Origin of the sequence: Paracoccus isoporae (genome assembly GCF_900101865.1) — a bacterium.
Classification (GTDB): domain Bacteria; phylum Pseudomonadota; class Alphaproteobacteria; order Rhodobacterales; family Rhodobacteraceae; genus Paracoccus; species Paracoccus isoporae.
On record NZ_FNAH01000015.1, the window covers coordinates 1 to 18,776 of the forward strand.

At 59.8% G+C, this 18,776-nt stretch carries 19 protein-coding genes and 1 pseudogene; 13 read left to right on the plus strand and 7 right to left on the minus strand.

The window, feature by feature from the left end:
• Positions 1-417 (plus strand): annotated as a pseudogene (locus BLT73_RS15980) (integrase core domain-containing protein); the annotation flags it as partial.
• Positions 418-420: 3 nt separating this feature from the next.
• Here BLT73_RS15980 and BLT73_RS15985 read toward each other — a convergent pair.
• A complete protein-coding gene (locus BLT73_RS15985) occupies positions 421-1,020 on the minus strand; it encodes a DNA-3-methyladenine glycosylase family protein (protein ID WP_090525489.1) in 600 nt (199 codons plus the stop codon).
• Between the two features lie 156 nt (positions 1,021-1,176).
• On the opposite strand from BLT73_RS15985, the gene BLT73_RS15990 reads away from it, so the two are divergent.
• The 10 genes from BLT73_RS15990 (at position 1,177) to BLT73_RS16040 (ending at position 10,567) form a co-directional block, all read left to right on the plus strand.
• Positions 1,177-1,788, plus strand: coding sequence for a hypothetical protein (locus BLT73_RS15990; RefSeq protein ID WP_090525491.1), 612 nt, complete (start codon positions 1,177-1,179; stop codon positions 1,786-1,788).
• Positions 1,778-2,431 (plus strand): DNA oxidative demethylase AlkB, encoded by a 654-nt coding sequence (gene alkB / locus BLT73_RS15995; RefSeq protein ID WP_090525493.1) that lies wholly within the window; start codon positions 1,778-1,780, stop codon positions 2,429-2,431. The genes BLT73_RS15990 and alkB overlap by 11 nt, the downstream gene beginning before the upstream one ends.
• Positions 2,432-2,519: 88 nt before the next feature.
• Positions 2,520-3,287, plus strand: a complete 768-nt coding sequence (locus BLT73_RS16000) for an isocitrate lyase/PEP mutase family protein (RefSeq protein WP_090525494.1) — start codon at positions 2,520-2,522, stop codon at positions 3,285-3,287.
• Between the two features lie 286 nt (positions 3,288-3,573).
• The gene (locus tag BLT73_RS16010) at positions 3,574-3,777 is read left to right on the plus strand and encodes a hypothetical protein (RefSeq protein WP_090525497.1); all 204 of its coding nucleotides are present in this window, start codon (positions 3,574-3,576) and stop codon (positions 3,775-3,777) included.
• A 25-nt stretch (positions 3,778-3,802) separates the two neighbouring features.
• Positions 3,803-4,927: a bifunctional DNA-binding transcriptional regulator/O6-methylguanine-DNA methyltransferase Ada gene (gene ada / locus BLT73_RS16015; RefSeq protein WP_245727377.1), complete on the plus strand. Its 1,125-nt coding sequence runs from the start codon at positions 3,803-3,805 to the stop codon at positions 4,925-4,927.
• The gene (locus BLT73_RS16020) at positions 4,924-5,673 is read left to right on the plus strand and encodes a 2OG-Fe(II) oxygenase (RefSeq protein ID WP_090525501.1); all 750 of its coding nucleotides are present in this window, start codon (positions 4,924-4,926) and stop codon (positions 5,671-5,673) included. The genes ada and BLT73_RS16020 overlap by 4 nt, the downstream gene beginning before the upstream one ends.
• A 161-nt stretch (positions 5,674-5,834) precedes the next feature.
• Positions 5,835-6,359, plus strand: coding sequence for a methylated-DNA--[protein]-cysteine S-methyltransferase (locus tag BLT73_RS16025; RefSeq protein ID WP_090525503.1), 525 nt, complete (start codon positions 5,835-5,837; stop codon positions 6,357-6,359).
• Between the two features lie 245 nt (positions 6,360-6,604).
• Positions 6,605-6,991, plus strand: coding sequence for a hypothetical protein (locus BLT73_RS17700; RefSeq protein ID WP_245727378.1), 387 nt, complete (start codon positions 6,605-6,607; stop codon positions 6,989-6,991).
• 116 nt (positions 6,992-7,107) lie between these two features.
• Complete coding sequence (locus BLT73_RS16035; RefSeq protein ID WP_090525505.1) at positions 7,108-8,145, plus strand: AAA family ATPase; 1,038 nt, start codon at positions 7,108-7,110, stop codon at positions 8,143-8,145.
• On the plus strand, positions 8,096-10,567 hold the full coding sequence (locus BLT73_RS16040; RefSeq protein ID WP_090525507.1) for a S8 family peptidase: 2,472 nt from the start codon (positions 8,096-8,098) through the stop codon (positions 10,565-10,567). The genes BLT73_RS16035 and BLT73_RS16040 overlap by 50 nt, the downstream gene beginning before the upstream one ends.
• Positions 10,568-10,848: 281 nt before the next feature.
• On the opposite strand, the gene BLT73_RS16045 is transcribed toward BLT73_RS16040, so the two are convergent.
• The 3 genes from BLT73_RS16045 to BLT73_RS16055 form a co-directional block, all read right to left on the minus strand.
• Complete coding sequence (locus BLT73_RS16045) at positions 10,849-11,772, minus strand: plasmid partitioning protein RepB C-terminal domain-containing protein (RefSeq protein WP_090525509.1); 924 nt, start codon at positions 11,770-11,772, stop codon at positions 10,849-10,851.
• Entirely contained in the window at positions 11,769-12,512 is a 744-nt protein-coding gene (locus tag BLT73_RS16050) for a ParB/RepB/Spo0J family partition protein (RefSeq protein WP_281246302.1), read from the minus strand. Before BLT73_RS16050 ends, BLT73_RS16045 begins: the two co-directional genes overlap by 4 nt.
• A gap of 135 nt (positions 12,513-12,647) precedes the next feature.
• Positions 12,648-14,225 (minus strand): recombinase family protein, encoded by a 1,578-nt coding sequence (locus BLT73_RS16055; RefSeq protein WP_281246301.1) that lies wholly within the window; start codon positions 14,223-14,225, stop codon positions 12,648-12,650.
• A gap of 126 nt (positions 14,226-14,351) precedes the next feature.
• On the opposite strand from BLT73_RS16055, the gene BLT73_RS16060 reads away from it, so the two are divergent.
• Entirely contained in the window at positions 14,352-14,654 is a 303-nt protein-coding gene (locus BLT73_RS16060) for an XRE family transcriptional regulator (protein WP_245727379.1), read from the plus strand.
• 49 nt (positions 14,655-14,703) lie between these two features.
• Here the strand turns inward: BLT73_RS16060 and BLT73_RS16065 are convergent, their stop codons facing one another.
• On the minus strand, positions 14,704-15,747 hold the full coding sequence (locus tag BLT73_RS16065; protein WP_090525512.1) for a hypothetical protein: 1,044 nt from the start codon (positions 15,745-15,747) through the stop codon (positions 14,704-14,706).
• A 414-nt stretch (positions 15,748-16,161) separates the two neighbouring features.
• Here BLT73_RS16065 and BLT73_RS16070 point away from each other — a divergent pair, with 414 nt between their 5' ends.
• Positions 16,162-16,419: a helix-turn-helix domain-containing protein gene (locus BLT73_RS16070; RefSeq protein WP_090525514.1), complete on the plus strand. Its 258-nt coding sequence runs from the start codon at positions 16,162-16,164 to the stop codon at positions 16,417-16,419.
• Here BLT73_RS16070 and BLT73_RS16075 read toward each other — a convergent pair.
• Together BLT73_RS16075 and BLT73_RS16080 are read right to left on the minus strand one after the other, a co-directional pair.
• The gene (locus tag BLT73_RS16075; RefSeq protein ID WP_245727380.1) at positions 16,416-16,898 is read right to left on the minus strand and encodes a pseudoazurin; all 483 of its coding nucleotides are present in this window, start codon (positions 16,896-16,898) and stop codon (positions 16,416-16,418) included. The genes BLT73_RS16070 and BLT73_RS16075 overlap by 4 nt on opposite strands.
• A gap of 101 nt (positions 16,899-16,999) precedes the next feature.
• Entirely contained in the window at positions 17,000-18,715 is a 1,716-nt protein-coding gene (locus tag BLT73_RS16080) for a PQQ-dependent methanol/ethanol family dehydrogenase (protein ID WP_090525516.1), read from the minus strand.
• Between the last annotated feature and the right edge of the window lie 61 nt (positions 18,716-18,776).

Here is an 18,776-nt window from a genome sequence, read left to right on the forward strand (position 1 = left end):
GAACACAGCCGAGAATGTCTGACGATACGGGTGAAGCGCAAGCTGAACTCGACTGATGTGATCGACGCCCTGAGCGATCTGTTCATCCTGCGGGGCGTCCCTGCCTTCATTCGTTCGGACAATGGGCCGGAATTCATCGCCCAGGCAGTCCGCGACTGGATCGCAGCCGTCGGGGCGAAGACGGCCTATATCGAACCCGGCTCACCTTGGGAGAATGGCTATTGCGAGAGCTTCAACGCCCGGTTCCGCGACGAGTTGCTGAACGGTGAAGTCTTCTACAGTCTCCGTGAGGCGCAAATCATCATCGAAGCATGGAGGTAGCACTATAACACGAAGCGACCACACAGCGCATTGGGCTATCGCCCACCGGCCCCAGAAACGATCGTCCCGATGGACCAAAGGCCGGTCATACACTAACAATCAAACTGGACCACTCAGGTGGGGCTGGCCACAAGCGATGGAGATTTCGCGCAGCGCCTTCGGCTTTGGCTGTTCAGCAAGCCCTTTCAATGCGCGATAACCCTCCCGGACGCCGAAATCGTCGGCAGGCAGGATGTCGGCGCGTTCAAGCGAATACATCAGCAGCATTTCGACCGTCCAGCGACCGATACCTTTGATCGCCGATATATTGGAAATCAGGGCCTCGTCATCCATCCTGACGGCGATTTGTCGTGAGGGCACAAGGCCGGTTTTCGAACCTTCCGCGATGGCTTTGATCGTGGCGATCTTGCTGGCCGAGAAACCGCAGGCACGCAGGGCGTCGAATTCTATCGCGATGATTGCATCGGGCGTAGGGAACGGATTTTCAGGACAAAGCGCCTTCAGCCGCGTGAGGATTGCGTCACCGGCTTTGGCAGTCAGTTGCTGATAGGCGATGGCGCGGATAAGGGCCTCATAGGGCTCGCGTGCCGCTTTCGGATCGTGACGGCAGGGGCCGATAAGATCTATGGCATGCGCCCAATCGTCATCCAGATTGCGCAGGAATTTTTCGGCTTCGGTGTAGCGGTTTTGGGTCTGCATCTTGTTCCAGCATCATGAAGGAAAGTCGCGGGTCGCACGAACCAGGCAGAAATGAACCCCGTTTCTTGCGGCCAAATTCGTCCGATCAAAGCGCAAGATTCGGAGTGGCATCCGGCCATCACCCCGTCATTCTGGTCCCTTCGAAAGGAGCGAGAAATGCCACTGCAAAACCGTGTCACCCCATTTGGCGACATTATAGCCGTTGACGCTCGGAGTATGTTCACCGGCAATCGCGGTATTCTCCACCTGCCCAAGGGGCGGCGCTTGGCCAGTCGGCGTTGGACAACTAAGGCATGGCTGATCTGTCGTTGCGACTTTCAGGGTCGCAGGCGCGATGTGATGACCGGCCGGAAATGGACCGAGTTGTTCTTTCTGGATGAAGCGACCGCACTTGCGGCAGGCCATCGCCCATGCTTCCTTTGCCGCAGGGGGGCTGCCTTGCGGTTTCGCGATGGTTGGAACAGCGCGCCTTCGGTCAAGGTGATGGACGCCGCCCTGCATTCAGAACGGCTGAACGGGCGTGACAAGCGCCTGCATCCATTACCATCAGGACCGCTGCCAGTCGGCGTCATTGCGGCATCCGGGCATACGTCATGGCTATGGGCTGGGCGATGGCTGGAATGGTCGCCCAGAGGTTACTCGGCCAGTGAGCCGCCCGATCTCGATGGCATGCTGACACCGCCTTCGAGCTACGCCGTCATGAAAGCCGGATATCGTCCGGTTCTTCACCCATCCGCATATGTGAAAGAGGCAGGCCATGATCAATGATCTATTCGGCGGCATCGAGCCGCAGCAAACCGCGCAGGAGAAGCTGGCGAAGGGCGCTGTCCTGTTGCGGGGGTTAGCTCTGGACAAAGCGGACGACCTGCTGACCGCGATTCGCCACGTTTCGTCGGCCTCACCCTTTCGCAATATGGTGACGCCCGCCGGGCATGTGATGTCGGTGGCGATGTCCAATTGCGGACAGGCGGGCTGGGTCACGGATCGCAGCGGCTATCGCTATGACGGCACAGACCCGGAGACCGGGCAACCCTGGCCCGCGATGCCCGACAGTTTCATGGCGGTTGCGACCGAAGCTGCGACCAAGGCAGGCTATCTGGATTTTCGCCCCGATGCTTGCCTGATCAACCTATATGAACCGGGCGCGCGGCTGTCGCTGCATCAGGACCGAAACGAGCGTGACATGGCCAATCCCATCGTCTCGGTTTCTCTTGGTCTACCGGCCACGTTTCAATTCGGCGGGCTGAAGCGGAGCGACCCGGTGCAGAAGTACGCGCTGCTGCATGGCGATGTGGCGGTCTGGGGCGGGCCATCGCGGCTTTGCTATCATGGGGTTCTGACGCTGAAGGAGGGCGAGCATCCTGCGGTCGGGCGCATGCGGCTGAACCTGACCTTTCGCGGTGCGCTGTGAGCGCGCCGATATTCCAGCGCAAGGATCGGAGTGCCGGATGGCGCGGCATCAGAGATTATGTCCGGGAAATCTTGCACAGGAGAAATCGATGACTGACTTCACCGGACGACGCGCCGCCTTTCGCAATTTGCATGACGGCTTTTTCACCATACCCAACGCAGCCACCGCGGGCGAAGCCAAGGAGCTGGCGAATTTGGGCTTCGAGGCGATTGCCTCGACCAGCCATGGTCTCGCCTTGCTGCTCGGCAAGGACGATCTGTCGGCGACGCTGGATGAAACACTTAACAATCTGCGCGATCTCGTTGCGGCGACCGATCTCCCGGTCAACGCGGACTTCGAGGCCGGATTTGCGGATGACGCAGAGGGCGTGGCAGCCAACGTGACCCGTGCCGTTGAAACGGGCATTGCCGGGCTGTCCATCGAGGACCGCGCGGGCGACACGCTGTATCCCCTCGAAGAAGCAGCCGCCCGCATCCGGGCGGCACGCGAGGCCATCGACACTATCGACCCGGATGTCATGCTGATCGGCCGCAGCGAGGGCTTTTTGTTGGGCAGTACCGATCTGGCCGCGACCATCGAGCGGTTGCAGGCCTATGCCGAGGCCGGGGCAGATGTTCTCTATGCGCCCGCCGTCACGAAGCCGGACGGTATCGCCGCCATTGTGGCGGCCGTCGCGCCAAAGCCGGTCAATGTGCTGCTGGTCAGCCCGGAAATGAATGCGGGCAATCTTCAGAAGCTGGGTGTCAGGCGTGTCAGCACCGGCGGTTTCCTCGCCATGCCTGCACGCGCTGCCTTTATGTCTGCGGCAACTGAACTGCAGCAAAGCGGCAGCCTGCCCGCAGCGTGCTTCGGTTGATGTCGTGCTTACCCAGACAAGGAAGGGACCATGCCATGTCAGCGCATCTGTTCCGCGCAATGATCCTGTCGATAAGTGTCACGGGTGTGGCGGCTGCCCAAGAGGCAGAGTCGGACCCAGAGACTTCCGTGTCAGCGCAACTCGCCCCGACCAGTCAGACCAGAACCGGGAAGGAACGGCTTGGCGCGAAATGGACCGATGAACAGCGGGTGAACAATTGCGGCGTCCCGCCGGACAAGCGAGGCGACACGCCACGGCCCAATCGCTGCGCCTCTGAGGAGAGCGAATGATGCCCCCCAGCACGTTGCAGAGAGAGGCGACAAGCCACCAATGCGACCCGGAGAAGGCGGAAGTCATGCGATGGATCAGCGGGCTGGTTGGCGTCGATCTTGCCGAACTTCGTCAATTGAAGAACGACGAGCACGAACTGCGACTCGCATCGGGCGAGGTGTTTCGCCTGAGGCAGACCACCATTCACCGCATCGCGTGATCCGGATTTGAAAGCAAGGCGCGGAGTGAGCGGGGGCAAAAGCACCTTATATTGGGATCAACAGCCAACCAATCGGGTAAAGAGCATGACAATGAACAAGACCCAAACTGAACAGGACCCGCGCTGGCAAAGCGTCCTGGACCGGGATGCGGGCGCGGATGGCAGCTTTGTCTTTGCCGTCAAGACCACCGGCATCTATTGTCGCCCGTCCTGCCCTTCACGGCGTGCCAAGCCCGCCAATGTTGCCTTCTACGACGCGCCGAAGGACGCGGAGGCCGCAGGCTTCCGCCCCTGCATGCGCTGCAATCCCAAGGGGCAATCGGCGGCGCAGGCGAACACTGAAATCATCGCTGAGGCCTGCCGGATCATCGAGGCCTCGGACGAAATGCCGAAGCTGGACGACCTCGCCGCCAAGGTGGGCTTCAGCAGCCATTACTTTCACCGCCAGTTCAAGGCGATCACCGGACTGACGCCTCGCGAATGGGGTGCCGCGCATCGCGCGCAAAAGGTCCGCGCTGAACTGCAGGATAAGGAGAATACCGTGACCGAAGCGATTTACGACGCCGGGTTCAACGCGAACAGTCGGTTCTATGAGACCTCGAACAAGGTTTTGGGCATGACGCCCACGGCCTTTCGTCAGGGCGGCAAGGATACCGATATCCGCTTTGCCCTGGGCGAAAGCGCGCTCGGCGCGATCCTTGTGGCCGAGAGCGACAAGGGCATCTGCGCGATTGCGATGGGCGATGATCCCGAAGTCTTGGTCAACGAGTTGCAGGACTGCTTTCCAAAAGCCAATCTGATCGGCGGGGATGCGGCTTTCGAGGCCCGTGTGGCGCAAGTGGTGGGCTTCGTCGAGGCGCCCCAGATCGGGCTGGACCTGCCGCTGGATATTCGTGGCACCGCTTTCCAGCAACGTGTCTGGCAGGCCCTGCGTGACATCCCGATGGGCGAAACCGTCAGCTACGCCGACATCGCCCGCCAGATCGGCGCGCCGAAATCGGTCCGCGCCGTTGCCGGGGCTTGCGCGGCCAACAAACTCGCCGTGGCGATCCCCTGCCACCGGGTCGTGCGCAACGATGGCGATCTTTCCGGCTATCGCTGGGGGATCGAACGCAAGCGCGCCCTGCTGGAAAAGGAGTCCGCAGCATGAATGCCGTCACCGATTTCATCCCCGCCGCGCCGGTCGTGAATGCTGCCGAGCAGCGTCTTGCCAGCTATGACTGGTCGGCATTCGCAGAAGAGATGAACAATTTCGGCTGCGCCACCCTGAAAGGCGTCCTGAACCCGGAGGAGTGCCGCGACCTCGCGGCGCTCTATCCGCAGGAACAGCATTTCCGCAGCCATATCCACATGGCGCGGCATGGCTTCGGCAAGGGCGAATACCGCTATTTCAAATACCCACTGCCCGACCTGCTGGGCGGGCTGCGCACGGCGCTGTGGCCGAAACTGGCCGACGTCGCGAACAGCTGGAACGAACGCATGGGGATCGATCAGCGCTATCCCGAAGCCCATGCGGACTTCCTGCGCCAATGCCATGAGGCGGGGCAGACACGCCCCACACCGCTGCTGTTGCAATACATAGCGGGTGACTTCAACTGCCTGCATCAGGACCTCTATGGCGACCTGGCCTTTCCGATCCAGGTGGCGTTCCTCTTGTCCGAACCGGGCCGCGACTTCACCGGCGGCGACTTCGTCCTGACCGAACAGCGCCCCCGGATGCAGAGCCGCGCCGAGGTGGTCCCGCTGGACCAAGGCGATGCCGTCGCCTTCGCCGTCCATAATCGGCCCGTCCAAGGCAGCCGCGGCAACTACCGCGTCAACCTGCGCCACGGCGTCAGCCGCGTCCGCAGCGGTCAGCGCCACACCGTCGGGATCATCTTCCACGACGCGAAGTGATCCCTTGATCATCCGATGCTCGGCACTTGCGGTCGATTGATCGCCGGCGCCGGACATTTCTGTTCCTGCCGCGCATGATGCGCGAATTTGAAAGCAAGGCGCGGAGCGTCACTGACGAAGATACGGATTACGTTCAAGGCAACTGAAAAGGAGCAGAGATCATGTCAGAAGAAATCTCATACGCATGGGGCGAAAGCTCGCTTGGCGGGTTCATCGTCGCCACATCGCATGCCGGTATCGTTGCCCTCGAATTCGCCGACAATCGCATAGCCGTGTTGGATGCCCTCATGCAAAGGTTTTCCGGTGCAACCATGGAAGAGGATCAAAGCCGACTGGCAGATCTGGTCGAGACGCTTTCAGACGTGATTGATCAACCCGAGACTGTCGCAGATATTCCGCTTGACCCGCGAGGCTCCGAATATGAGCGCCAAGTCTGGCAGATGCTGCGCGACATTCCCGCCGGTGAGACAACGAATTACGGTGCACTCGCAGCCCAGCTGGGCACAAACGACGCCCGCGACGTCACAGCAGCCATCGCCGCGAACGGCATCGCCATCCTCATCCCCTGCCACCGCGTCATCAAGAAAGACGGCTCGATTTCCGGGTATCGCTGGGGATATCGACGCAAGCGCGCACTTCTGGAACGAGAGAAGGCTGACGCGATGCTCCATTTCGTCGTCCGCTGATTATCGGCGCTCACCGCGATTTAGCTGGCCGTTCTAACTTTGCCAGAACGAACCCTACCGTATTGGGATGCCTTGAGACGAGCACCAATTCGGCGCACTACACCGCCGCCCAACAGATCGCCGATTGGGGCGCAATGCTAGCGCCCGGCGGCAGCCTGACCATTCGCACCTGCCAGCTTTCGACCCGTGTCAGGCGCCGCACCGCGCGCACCACCAACCCTCAGCTCCGAAGACCGGCAGCAAGAATGTCCGACAGGACCACAAACCCGCGGCCGCCAAATCTGATGGCGGCGCAGGCGAAGAAATATGTCACCCAAAATGAGGCCCTGCGCCTGCTCGACGGGCTCCTTAACCTGCGACGTTTTGGTGAAACCGCCGGTCGCCACGCCGCATGCTGGCGGCATCCAGCAACCGCCCTCCTGATCGCCTCGAGCTTACTGACCGCCTGCGCAACGGGTGGTTCTGATCCGGGCGGCGTAGTCTGTCCGCCTGTCGTGGCTTACGATCAGGCGGAACGGGACCCGGCGGCGGTGGAGTTGGAGGCGCTGCCGGAAGGTGCGGCCCTGGTCGGGATGATCGCGGACTGTGCCGTGCTGCGAGCGCGGGCGCGGGCGTGCGGCCCGAGCAGGTAGCCGCCGAGTCATCCTCGCAACAGCGCTCGTCAACAAACCTGGGGGCATCTAGCGTGACTGGGAAACGCCGTGTACAGATATAGATCAGGATCTATCGAGATCGGCAGAGGGCACGTATGGCATCCGCGCAGCAACTGATAGGCTTGGTCAAAAGCCATGCTGAAGGTAACGCTGATCGTTTTTACGATCTGGCGATGCAGTTGTCTGCGGCCGAGGAACAAAAAGGTCATACGCGCCTGGCCGAACAGCTTCGCCAATGGGCGGAGGCTGGCCAAAAAGCACCCGCAAAGCGCAAGCCAGAAATCACGCCGCTTGCGACTCCTCGTGGCGACCTAGGGCAATTTCTCGCCGCTTCCTATCCCTCCGAGCGTTTGGCGGATGTGATTCTGCCTCTTCAGATAGAAGAAGAACTGGCCCACATCGTTGTCGAAACCCGGCAGCGCGAAAAGCTTGAAGAAAAGGGTCTGAAGCCACGGCGCCGACTGCTTTTCTCTGGGCCTCCGGGAACTGGAAAAACTCTAAGTGCACATGCATTGGCAGGCGAACTCCAGTTTCCGCTGTTTTCAGTCATGCTGCACGGGTTGATCACCAAATTCATGGGCGAAACAGCTCAAAAGCTCAAGATGGTATTCGACGCAATCAAGACCACGCGCGGTGTCTATCTGTTCGACGAAATTGATGCACTGGCAGCAGCAAGAAGTAACGACAACGATGTTGGAGAAGCGCGCCGCGTACTGAATTCGTTCCTTCAGTTTATGGACGAAGACACAGGTCCGTCCATTGTTGTTGCCACGACTAACCTGCCTGGTATTCTGGACCGCGCCGTGCTGCGGCGCTTTGATCTCGTACTGCCCTATGAAATGCCTGATGCTGCGGCGATTCAACAAGCTCTTGAACGCCGCCTGATCGGTTTTTCGTTGAGCCGAATAGGCTGGAAACGGGTCACGGATCACGCCCGCAATCTCTCGACGGCGGACGTGGTCGCTGCAGCGGAGGACGCCGCACGCCGAGCAGTCCTCAGCGACACCAACAAGATTGCAACGAAAAATTTGATCGATGCTTTGCAGCGCCGCCGCGCGTTGCAGGGCTTGGGGACGGACGAGCATGCCAAGAAACCTGCGTCACTTTCATCTCAGGGACCTCGGGGCAAGTAAGCCATACCAATGGAAAGGTACGCCAGTCAGCAAGCGACCGAGCGATGTGCCGGATAGGGAGGCCCATGCTCAAATCTTGCTGCGCGCGCTTGACGCGCTTCCCGATATTAAATCCGACGGATTGCCAGGGTTGTATCTGGAGGTCTCCGGGCGTGCGGGCGAAAAACTGAAGCGAACAAGCCTCGACACCAAACACCTCAACCTGCTCAAATACGAGGAAGGCAAATATCGAGAGGACGGGCTGGATAAGGCGACCATTTTCGCGACAGAGAAAGGCGTCGAGGCCTTTCGCAAGAAAGTCGCCCAGTTTCAAACAGAGAACACCCCGGACCGCGAAAAAAATGGTCAGTTGATCCCAGGAAGGCCAAAGAACGCCGATCTTGTGCAGAGCTTGGCCGCTATCACCGAAGCAGGCTTACGCGCTTTATGGCGAAGCCCCTCCCACAAATTTCCAGCGGCCGGTGTCGACGTGCTCTGGGAAATCTGGCTCAATCCAGATGAAGTTGATCGATTTATTCAAGTTGCGCCAGAATACGGGCTCGAACCGGGAAGTGAATTGCTTAGATTTCCTGAAGACGTGGTGATCGTCGCGAACGGAACCCAAGATGCACTCGCGACCGCTGTTCGGAAAATCGGAGGGGTCCGAGCGCTCGCCGCACCAACGGTCACGGCAGATTTCTTTGAAGGTTTGCCTGTGAAGGAACAGGCTGCGTGGGTGGATGAGCTTGCCCAGCGAACCAGCTATCCACCAAACGCTGATCCTGGCTTCATTACTCTGCTGGATACCGGGGTCAGCCGCGCTCACCCCCTGATCCAGCCATCTTTGTCGTCTGATGATCGTCACGCTGCCGATCCGAGTTGGGCAGTAGAGGATATCAAAGGCCACGGAACCCAGATGGCCGGCCTTGCCCTCTTCGGCGACCTCACCACCAAACTTCAACAGATGGAGCCGGTCGAAATCCATCATCGGCTGGAATCGGTCAAACTGCTACCTGATGCGGGCGAAAACCCGCACCACCTTCTCGGGGCCGTTACCCGTGACGCGATCGATGCAGTTGAAGCACGTTGGTTAAGACGACGCATCTTTTCAATGCCAGCCACGACAAGCGAGGATACTCCACATGACGGCGCGCCCACCTCTTGGTCGAGCGCCATCGACGAGCTCGCTGCGGGTGTCCTAGGTCAGCAAAAGGTCAGACGGTTGCTCCTCATTTCCGCAGGGAACACAGACAATTTCACCTTCGGTGCGGGCAATTATCTTGATCGATGCGATCACCCCGACAACGAAGTCGAAGCGCCTGCACAAGCCTGGAATGCATTATGCGTAGGGGCCTATACCGAAAAAACAGCCCTACCAGCTGGCGAAGGCACCGCAGCCCTCGCGCCGTTCGGTGACCTGTCGCCTGCCTCGCGCACTGCCTCGTGGTCCTCCTACTGGCCATTGAAACCGGACGTGGTGCTTGAGGGTGGAAACTGGGCGACCGGCAATAGCCCGCCACCCATGCGGCATGGTTGGTTGTCCTTGCTGTCGACCGACCACCGGTATCCGCAGAGATCATTCTGCTTCACCTTTGACACCAGTGCAGCAACGGCCCTTGCTGCAAATCAAATTTCGACCCTATGGTCGGAATACCCCATGCTCTGGCCGGAAACTGTACGTGGCCTATATGTATCCTCAGCAAGATGGACATCGCAAATGCGTTCCCACTTGCCCGCTAGCGCCAACCCGCAAAAGGGCAGCTTTGCCCTCCTATTTCGGCGCTACGGCTATGGCGTGCCAGATCTTGATCGAGCAAGGCGAAGCGCCTCGAACGCATTAACCCTGATCGTCGAAGACACCATCAATCCTTATGCACTTTCAGACAAAACTGGAAACGACATTCATCATGAGCTGAAACTTTTCACCTTGCCTTGGCCGGTTGAAGAGCTGCGTAGGCTCGGCAACGCGAATGTCACGCTGCGCGTCACCCTGAGCACGTTCATCGCACCTAACCCGTCAGAACCCTCACGCGGCAATCGATACCGGTACGCATCCCACAACCTGCGATTCAAGCTCAATCGCGCCGACGAAAGTGAAGCTCAGTTTCTCGCCAGGATCAGCAAGGCTGCCGAACAAACTGACGAACCAGAAAGCGACGAGCAGGATGGATGGGATTTTGGAAGCAATCGGCGCGATGTCGGCTCCCTGCACATCGACCAATTGACCTGCAAGGCTTCGGATCTTGCCCGACGAAATCTTATAGCCGTGCATCCAGTGACCGGCTGGTGGAAAGCAAAGTCGCGGTTGCAGGATGCGCTGCCCACTGTTCGGTATTCTCTCGTAGTCGAAATAGATGCCGAAAAGCTGGAATGTGAGCTGCATGCAGAGGTCGCTGCTGTTATCCAAACATTGACGGCAGTTGGGACGGTCATAGCAGTTTGAACCTGCTGAATTGATCGCAGGCTGTTAACCCTTTTGGGCGCGCCATCTCCAAGCCGGACCATCTGTCCGTCCAGGAAGACCAGCGCGCCCACCTGTCATCTCGGATATCCAGTTTCGGGATATCCACTTGGTCGGCGATATGCTAGCCGACCCCGGTGGGCTCCGAACGGGTTCGCCGCCATCCCCACCCCGCACTCGATCCGGCCCACGGTCCGGCGTCTCCTGCGGTCCCCGCGCTTTCGGGTCCGGGTCCCCTTCCTGACTTTCCCGCTACCTGCGGCCTAACCCTCGGCCACCTCCGACACTGCGGGCTGAGCCAAGCCAGCGACGATCTGTCGAAACTCGCGCAGAATTTCCTGATGGTTCCTTTCAAGAAACCGAACGAGGCGGTCGTTCTGCAAGAGCCGTTCGACATAACGGCCTGCAACAACAAGACGCAGGTGATCGGGACCGAGCGTACCTTCGATCAGCTTGATGTTCTTCTGCAGGCTGGCCATCTCGGCTTTCATCCGTTCGGCCTGTTCGCGCGTGACGCCGACGGGTGATTTGCGCGCCGCTGGGTCGACAAGATCCGTAGCATCGGTGGCAGCAAGAATGGCCTCGGCATAAGCCACCGTGTAGTTATTTGCGGCGATCATCAGTTCGGCCGCCTGAATCTGGCGCAAGGGCTTCACCTTGCGCAGAGCCCGGAAACTGTTGATCGGGCAATGTCGCGCCTTGAGCAGCTCGGCAGCCTCGGCGCAGATGCCGTTCAGCAGGTTCCTTTTTCGACGGATCAGCGCCACATCGACATTCAGCGCGGCAGCGATCCGGGACTCGGGCACACCGCGTTCGACAGCACGAAGGATCATCTTGTGCTCCTGAATCGTGGCTAGGCGGCTGATCCGCTTGTTGTAGGTCAAGGCCTCGTCATCAGTCGCCACAAGGCATGTGACCGCTTCCTCGCCCATCTCCTTCAGGACGAGCAGCCGAACGTGGCCGTCGAGCAGGATGAAGGCATCACCCTGCCCTTTTGCGCGCGAAACGACCGGCGGTTCGATCAGCCCGACCTCGCGGATCGATGCCGTGATCTGCGCATATTTCTGGCTCTTGGGCACTGTGTCCGGAAGCTGTTTGACTGGAAGGATCGACGCGATCGGAACGTTGATCAAATCTGTCTCGAAGCCAGGGCTTATTGCATTGGGCGATTTGTCTGGACGTGTCATGTTGCGGCCTCTCCCAGACCATCGACGACAATGCGCGGCAGGGAATCCAGGCCCTCAGCGCGCAAGAGCGTCAGAAAATTCTCGTCCTTCAGCAGCGACTTGAACGCGGCATCGAGAAACAGCAGGCTGCTGCGTGTGACCTGCGCACGGCTGATCATGTCCTTCTGGCGCTCTGCCTCGGCACGATAGGCATTGACCAGCGCCGCCGAGGTCATACGCGTACGCGAGCGTGCGGTGCGGGTGACGCCTTTGTGCTTGCCATGCCGCTTTCGCAGCTCAACGAGCCGCCGGGCTTCCAGCAGCTTCTTACCCCGCAACTCACCGGAGGAATAAGCCGCTTCCAGCGCTTTCTGCACATCCTTTTCTTCTGCTCGCGTGATGTAAAGCGCGACGCTGAGGGGCATCTTGCCGGTCTCGACCGCGATCAGCAGCCGCTCCTCGCCATTGGCGATCAGCTCGCCGATTTCATGGACATAGGCGAAGGAAAGCCCGGTCTTGTCGGCAATCTCGTGATCAGAATATCCCCTATCACGCAGGGTGGAGATATCCTGCAGCAATTCCAGAGGGCGCTGCTGGCGCCGGGCGATATTCTCGATAATGCTGCGCAGGAGTCGTTCGATCTCATTGGCCTCCACAATGATCGCCGGGATCCGGGTTTCACCCAAGGCCAGATAGGCCTCCATCCGGCCCTGGCCGCAGACCAGCCGGTAACTCCCATGATCGTCGCGCGCGACAGTGATCGGCTTTTTTCAGCCCGACCCTGCTGATGCTGTCCACCAAAGCACGAAAGGTCTTTTCCGACCGTTCGCGTGGGTTTTCTACGGTAATCTCCGCGATTGGGATGTCCTGGACCTCTCCCTGTGTTTCGATCCCGCTCACCATGGCACAACCTCCGAGACAGGAACACGGCGGGCCATCTCGAAAAGGAAATCAAGCGTCTCGAACCGGAAGGCGTCCAGCATCAAACCATTCTCCTCGGCCAGTCCAAGCGGCTTGCTGCGCATTTCAAACTGCGGCAGCAGGTAATAATCGAGCGCCTTCTTATTCGCGCGGTCCATTCGGATCGCAATTGTGATATCCGGGGCGAGACTGATGTCGAAGCGGATTTTCCAGCGCAGACCGCCCCCGCGTGTTTCACGACACCGGGAAACGACGACAGAGGCCGTAAACTCGTTGTTGATCGTCAGCAGATCGGTGACAGGATTCCGGTCGACTGCACCGCCCAGCCTGGTGATCTCGCCCAACACGCGCTCGACCGCATCGCCGTGGAACAGCCGAAGCATGCGGTTGATCTCGACATCGCGATAATCGCGATCTGGCGCGAACCCGACGAGGGAATAGGCGCGCAGCAGGCTGCCGAAGCGATGCGCATAGGCGCCGCTTGACGGCATGCCGCCGGCTTCGTCGATCACCAGCCCGGAAATATAGCCATGGCGCTGAAACAGCCGTGTCAGCCTGCCCAGCATTTCATCATCCGAAAAACGTCGGTTGCGCGCGGCAATCACCGCCTGCACCTTTTGAAACTCCCGGGGCTGGATGATGGCCTCGAAGGCACCTTCCGATCTGATCCACATCTCAGGGCCGTTCGCCACCCGCTTGCGCTTCAGCTTGAACGAACGCCGGTTGTAGACATTGTTCCCGATATATTTCTCATTGGTCAGGATCTGCTGGACGGTGGCACGGGTCCAGAGCCGACCGAGATCGGTCAGGATGCCGCGTTCATTCAGTTCCGCTGCGATCTCGCTCTCGGACCTGCCCTTCTTCAGAAACCGGCCATAGATCCAGCGCACCGTCTGCACTTCCTCGTCGGGGCCGGGCGCAAGGATGACTCTGTCCGTCTGCAGGCTTTTCTGCTCGCCGCGCTTCAACTCGGCCTTGATGTCGCCGCGCTCGTCGACAAGGACGCGCCGCAACCCGTAACCGGCGGGCCCACCCTGCCGATAACCAAGCTCGATCAGACGGCACTGCCCGGCAAAGACCTTGGTCGACAGCTCGCGGCTGTATTCACCCGCCATGGCGCGCTTGACGCCCTTGACGATGGTCGCGATGGCACTGCCGTCGTTCTCGAACTGCTCGGCGCAATATTCGACCTGTTTGCCCGCCCTGCGGCAGATATATTCATAATAGGCAGATTCGTCGGCATCCTGAAACCGGCCCCAACGACTGACGTCATAGACCAGGATCACGTCGAAATCCGCCGTGCCCGCTTCCACATCCTGGATCAGCTGTTGCAGCGCCTCGCGCCCTTCCAGCCTCAGCCCGCTTTTCCCCGCATCTGCATAGGTCCGCACCAGTTCAAAGCCGCGTTCCTCGGCGTAGGCCCGGATCGCGTCTGACTGGTTTTCGGTCGAATATTTCTGATGTTCCGTCGACATGCGGACATATTCAGCCGCACGCCGACTCGTCGGCTCGGATCCGGTGTTGCTGAGGGAAGGCGGGGTGTGACCTGCCATACGCGTCTCCACTTCAGTTCATGCTGGAACCCCCGGGCCGACCGCCCCGCACGCCCGATCCGGGTGCAAATTGGAACCTGCCGTTTTCACGTTTCCCCTCGGTTTAGCCGAGGAGGGAAAGAGTATGTGGGTGAAGATGGGCACAATTGTGCACCCGACAGCGGTTCCGGGGAATACAGGGAAGCAATCGCTGCCGCACTGGTCGCGGACCTCGGCCAGACGGACCGGGCGATCAAGACCGCAATGCGCTGGACCGGTGCAAGCGAGCGGACCGTCAACTACTGGATGTCCGCGGAGCGAGGGCCAAGCGGCGAGCACCTGATCGCATTGGCCCGGCACTCTGATGCGGTCTTCATCACCCTGCTGGCGATGGCGGGACGGGTCGAGCGGGAGAGTGATAGTCAGAATCCGGATGACAGGAGACGCTGATTTCGGCCGGATTTTCATGCTGCAAGGTCACGGTTGCAGAGGCAACGCTTCAAATGCCTGATTGATCCTTTCGCGGAAATACGAACGCTGTCGCTTCAGATCGCGGACCCATGACCCGGGTTGGACGGCCCGGCTCTGACACGTGACCTCTGTGGTGTCCCTTGATCAGAACGACCTTGCCGCTCCGATAATGCCGTTCATGTTCATTCACCCAGTGACGGATCGGGCCGTTCCGACCGTCTCGCACCGCACGTTCAAATTCGAGGCGCGCGCGCTGTTCGTGCATGTGCGCCGCAGCTTGCGGGCCGATCCGTATGGTGTGATGAGACTTTCCAGCGCCGAGGATCCACGACTTCCCGAACTTGCGCGCGGTCTTCAGCTCCTTTGGTGAGAATGTGACAGCTTCTGTCGGAATGATCCCGCCCAGGTCCGGGGAAGTCAGCATCGCGAATAGCGCGTATGGGATGAAGAGATCCGAGGCTGTGTCGACCAATGAAATCTGTGCACGACCGCAAATTTCTTCCTTCGCCATACCACGCTTGGACAGCAAATCGGCCATGTAATCGTGCATCTGAGGCTGAAAGGAGTTAAGCCCACCTTGTTCAGGACGCCCGAATCGCAAGGTAAAAAACGGATCGACGATCCTGCCCCCCGAGTCGCAGCTGAACATCGTCGCCGTCAGAGCATCTGTTTCCCGATCATCGATCAGATAACCGCGCTTCCCCGAGCCCGATGGGTTCTCGTGGTGCTCTATCACAGGAGAGCCTCGCCTGACGCGCGCCACGACCAATTCGCGATAATCGAACTCGACCCATGCAACCTTTCCGGGAGGCTCGACTTCTCCCAAGAAGGTCAATGCTGCAACGTTCTCGTCGTCGGTCCTGTCCTGAATCGTGTCATGCAGCGTATCGGCATAGGCAGCCGCAGCGTGATCGAGCAAATAGATCTTTGCCTGCTGCAGAGCATCGATGGTATATTGTCGAAAGTTCAGCAGTTCGTCGGTTTTTACGAGATGCCAAACTGGGTCATTTTGCGGCGCGGACTTGTTCGCCAACGACGCGCCGTAGGTCGAAATCAAATTTCTGAAGAGCATAAGCGCAGGACTTTTCTAGGACGCTGCCTACCATCCTCGCTCGTGCAATGGGGTTCAAGACTTTTCGGGAATATTGCGTTGGGAGCTAAGTCAAGTGGGCCGGAGGTACCCGCCAGTGCCTGCGGCTGCGCGCCAATGCATGCGAGTGCGGTTTTTCTGCTTCGGTGTTGATGTGGCGTTGATGTAGACGGCCGAAACGCCGGTGGTATGTTGATACCATCGGATTATCTATTTGATACGTGGGAATTTTTTGGTTGCGGAGCTCGATTTGGACACTGTTTCTCAACGATGACGTCTTCACGAGCAGTGAATTTCCGACGCTAGAGCGGCATGACGCTCATCTGAATCCTCGGGGATTCCTGTGAAGGCTTTCTTCTGATTCTGTTCGCGTAGGACAGATTTGGAGGAGATCAGATGAGCAAGGCACTTTCGATGGATTTGCGAGAGCGGGCGATGGCTCGGCTGGCGGATGGTGAGACGATCCGACAGGTCGCTGCGGCCTTGAGCGTCGCGCCCTCAAGTGTTGTGAAGTGGTCGCCGCGGCTGCGCCGGACCGGCAGTGTGGCCGCGGGCAAACTCGGCGGACATGTGCCACCGAAGATTTCCGGGGCGAATGAGGTCTGGCTGCGCGACCGGATCAGGACGCCCTTCACCCTGCGCGGTCTGGTTTAGGCCTGCAGGTCGAGCCCGCCAACCTCGGCCCATATTTCCGCAAACACGTCGGCACCCTTGCCGCGAAGTTTGGCGGCTTTGGCGGCCTCCAAATTGGTCATCATGCCATCGCCTTTCACAACGACCAGCCCCACCATTCCCATCGCATGATGCGGCGTGCATTCGTAGCCGTAGAAGCCCGGCAAGGTCAGGGTAACTTCGATTTCCTGGTTGATCTTGCCCTTCCAGGTCTCTGCACCCTCGGGGATCATGCCCCTGATCGAGGCACTGTTATGGGTTTTTTCGGTCGGCACGAACTTGACCGTGTCGCCCGACTCGACGACCAGCAATCGCGGCGAGAAGATGTTGCGCAATGCCGGATCGTCCGGGCTTTTGGTCAGCATCATGACTTCATGGGCTGTGGCGGCGCGGGACCGGCTGGGCAGTGCGAAAACAGCAGTTGTTGCGGCAGCAGAGATCAGCGCCGTGCGGCGGGTCATCAAAAGCGACATCATGTTTCTCCGGGTTTTTAAGGTTTTTCAGTGTCAGGCAGGCGCCACGCGGACATGGCGCCTGCCCCGGACCGTCCCTCGATCCCTTTTCAGTTCGGCAGTTTGAACACCCAGATCGAACCGCCCTGGTTGAGGTAGTTCACCTTCTTGGCGACCTCCCCCCCCCAGAGCGGCACAGCACCGCCCCAGCCAGAGGCAACGGCGACATATTGCTGTCCGTCCATTTCCCAGGTGACGGGCTGGCCGACGACGCCCGAGCCGGTCTGGAACGACCAGAGTTCCTCGCCCGTTTCGTCATCAAACGCCTTGAGGAAGCCCTCGGGCGTGCCGGCAAAGACCAGACCGCCGGCGGTTGTCATGACCCCACCCCAGAGCGGCGCGGCATTCTTGTAAGTCCACTTGATCTCGCCGGTGTTCGGGTCGATCGCCTTCAAGGCGCCGATATGGTCCTCGAACAGCGGTTTGATGGTAAAACCAGCACCCAGATAGGCCGCGCCTTTCTTGTAGCTGATCGGCTCGTTCCAGATATCCATGCCCCATTCGTTCGAGGGCACATAGAACAGCTCGGTCTTCTGCGAATAGGCCATCGGCATCCAGTTCTTGCCGCCAAGGAAGCCCGGCACGGCAAACACCGTCTCGCCCTTGGCACCATCGGCAGCGGCTGCGGGATCGCCCGGACGATTGGCCACGTTCCAGACCGGAACGCCGTCAGTGCCGATCTCGCTGGCCCAGTTCACCTGCTCGACAAAGGGTGTCGCGCGTACAAAGCCGCCATCGGCTTCGTTCAGGATATAGAAGAACCCGTTGCGGTCGGCGGTCGCCAGTTGCCGCGTGCCATCGGTGGCGGTGAAGGGCACGACCTCGTTGACGCCGTCAAAGTCCCAGCCTTCATTCGGGGTGGTCTGGAAATGCCACTTGATCTCGCCCGTGGCCGGATCAAGCCCGATGCGCGAGGCGGCATAAAGGTTGTCGCCGGGCCGCAGATGCGAGTTCCAAGGCGAGGGGTTGCCGGTGCCGACAATGACCGTATCGGTCTCGGCATTATAGCTGGCGCCCATCCATGTCGCGCCGCCGCCGGTTTTCCATGCATCGCCTTCCCAGGACGCGTTAAGCGTGCCGGTCATGGTCGTTTCTTCGCCGTTCAGCGTACCGGTATGGCCTTCGATGACCGGGCGGGTCCAGACCAGTTCGCCGGTATCGGCATTGCGAGCCTGCATTTCGCCAACGACACCGAATTCGCCGCCAGAATTCCCGGTGATGACCAGCCCGTTCACGATCAGCGGCGCGGCGGTATAGGAATAGCCGGCCTTGTAATCCGCGATCTCGTCACGCCAGACCGCCTTGCCGGTTTTCAGATCCAGCGCCACCAGACGCGCGTCCAGCGTGCCAAAGATGATCTTGTCATTCCAGATGGCAGCACCCCGGTTGACCACGTCGCAGCAAGGCAGGATGCCTTCGGGCAGGCGGGCATCATATTGCCAAAGCTCTTCGCCCGTGCGGGCGTCGATCGCATAAAGGCGCGAATAAGAGCCGGTGACATACATCACGCCATCATAGATCAGCGGCTGGGTTTCCTGCCCGCGCTGCTTCTCGCCACCCATCGAGAAGACCCAAGCCGGCACAAGCTGGCCAACATTTTCCTTGTTGACCATCTCCAGCGGGCTGAAGCGCTGAAGGTCGCGACCCAATCCGTTGGTCACGATCTGGTTGGTTGTGGTCGCATCATTGGCGATCATTTCTTCCGTCACATTGGCGAGCGCGGCGCCACCGCTCAGAACGGTGGTCAGCAGCGCAGCCTTGAGCATACGCGAGCGCGATCCGAACATTTTTCATCCTCCTCCGCTGAAAGTCGTTCTTCGCGCAGTA

Bases quoted from the DNA above. Each gene is read 5' to 3' on its own strand.
- BLT73_RS16075 (WP_245727380.1), bottom strand. From the start codon at position 16,898: ATGACCCGCCGCACGGCGCTGATCTCTGCTGCCGCAACAACTGCTGTT.
- BLT73_RS16010 (WP_090525497.1), top strand. From the start codon at position 3,574: ATGATGCCCCCCAGCACGTTGCAGAGAGAGGCGACAAGCCACCAATGC.
- BLT73_RS15985 (WP_090525489.1), bottom strand. From the start codon at position 1,020: ATGCAGACCCAAAACCGCTACACCGAAGCCGAAAAATTCCTGCGCAAT.
- BLT73_RS16025 (WP_090525503.1), top strand. From the start codon at position 5,835: ATGTCAGAAGAAATCTCATACGCATGGGGCGAAAGCTCGCTTGGCGGG.
- BLT73_RS16035 (WP_090525505.1), top strand. From the start codon at position 7,108: ATGGCATCCGCGCAGCAACTGATAGGCTTGGTCAAAAGCCATGCTGAA.
- BLT73_RS15990 (WP_090525491.1), top strand. From the start codon at position 1,177: ATGCCACTGCAAAACCGTGTCACCCCATTTGGCGACATTATAGCCGTT.
- alkB (WP_090525493.1), top strand. From the start codon at position 1,778: ATGATCAATGATCTATTCGGCGGCATCGAGCCGCAGCAAACCGCGCAG.
- BLT73_RS17700 (WP_245727378.1), top strand. From the start codon at position 6,605: ATGTCCGACAGGACCACAAACCCGCGGCCGCCAAATCTGATGGCGGCG.
- BLT73_RS16020 (WP_090525501.1), top strand. From the start codon at position 4,924: ATGAATGCCGTCACCGATTTCATCCCCGCCGCGCCGGTCGTGAATGCT.
- BLT73_RS16000 (WP_090525494.1), top strand. From the start codon at position 2,520: ATGACTGACTTCACCGGACGACGCGCCGCCTTTCGCAATTTGCATGAC.
- BLT73_RS16045 (WP_090525509.1), bottom strand. From the start codon at position 11,772: ATGACACGTCCAGACAAATCGCCCAATGCAATAAGCCCTGGCTTCGAG.
- BLT73_RS16040 (WP_090525507.1), top strand. From the start codon at position 8,096: ATGCCAAGAAACCTGCGTCACTTTCATCTCAGGGACCTCGGGGCAAGT.
- BLT73_RS16080 (WP_090525516.1), bottom strand. From the start codon at position 18,715: ATGCTCAAGGCTGCGCTGCTGACCACCGTTCTGAGCGGTGGCGCCGCG.
- BLT73_RS16070 (WP_090525514.1), top strand. From the start codon at position 16,162: ATGAGCAAGGCACTTTCGATGGATTTGCGAGAGCGGGCGATGGCTCGG.
- BLT73_RS16065 (WP_090525512.1), bottom strand. From the start codon at position 15,747: ATGCTCTTCAGAAATTTGATTTCGACCTACGGCGCGTCGTTGGCGAAC.
- BLT73_RS16055 (WP_281246301.1), bottom strand. From the start codon at position 14,225: ATGGCAGGTCACACCCCGCCTTCCCTCAGCAACACCGGATCCGAGCCG.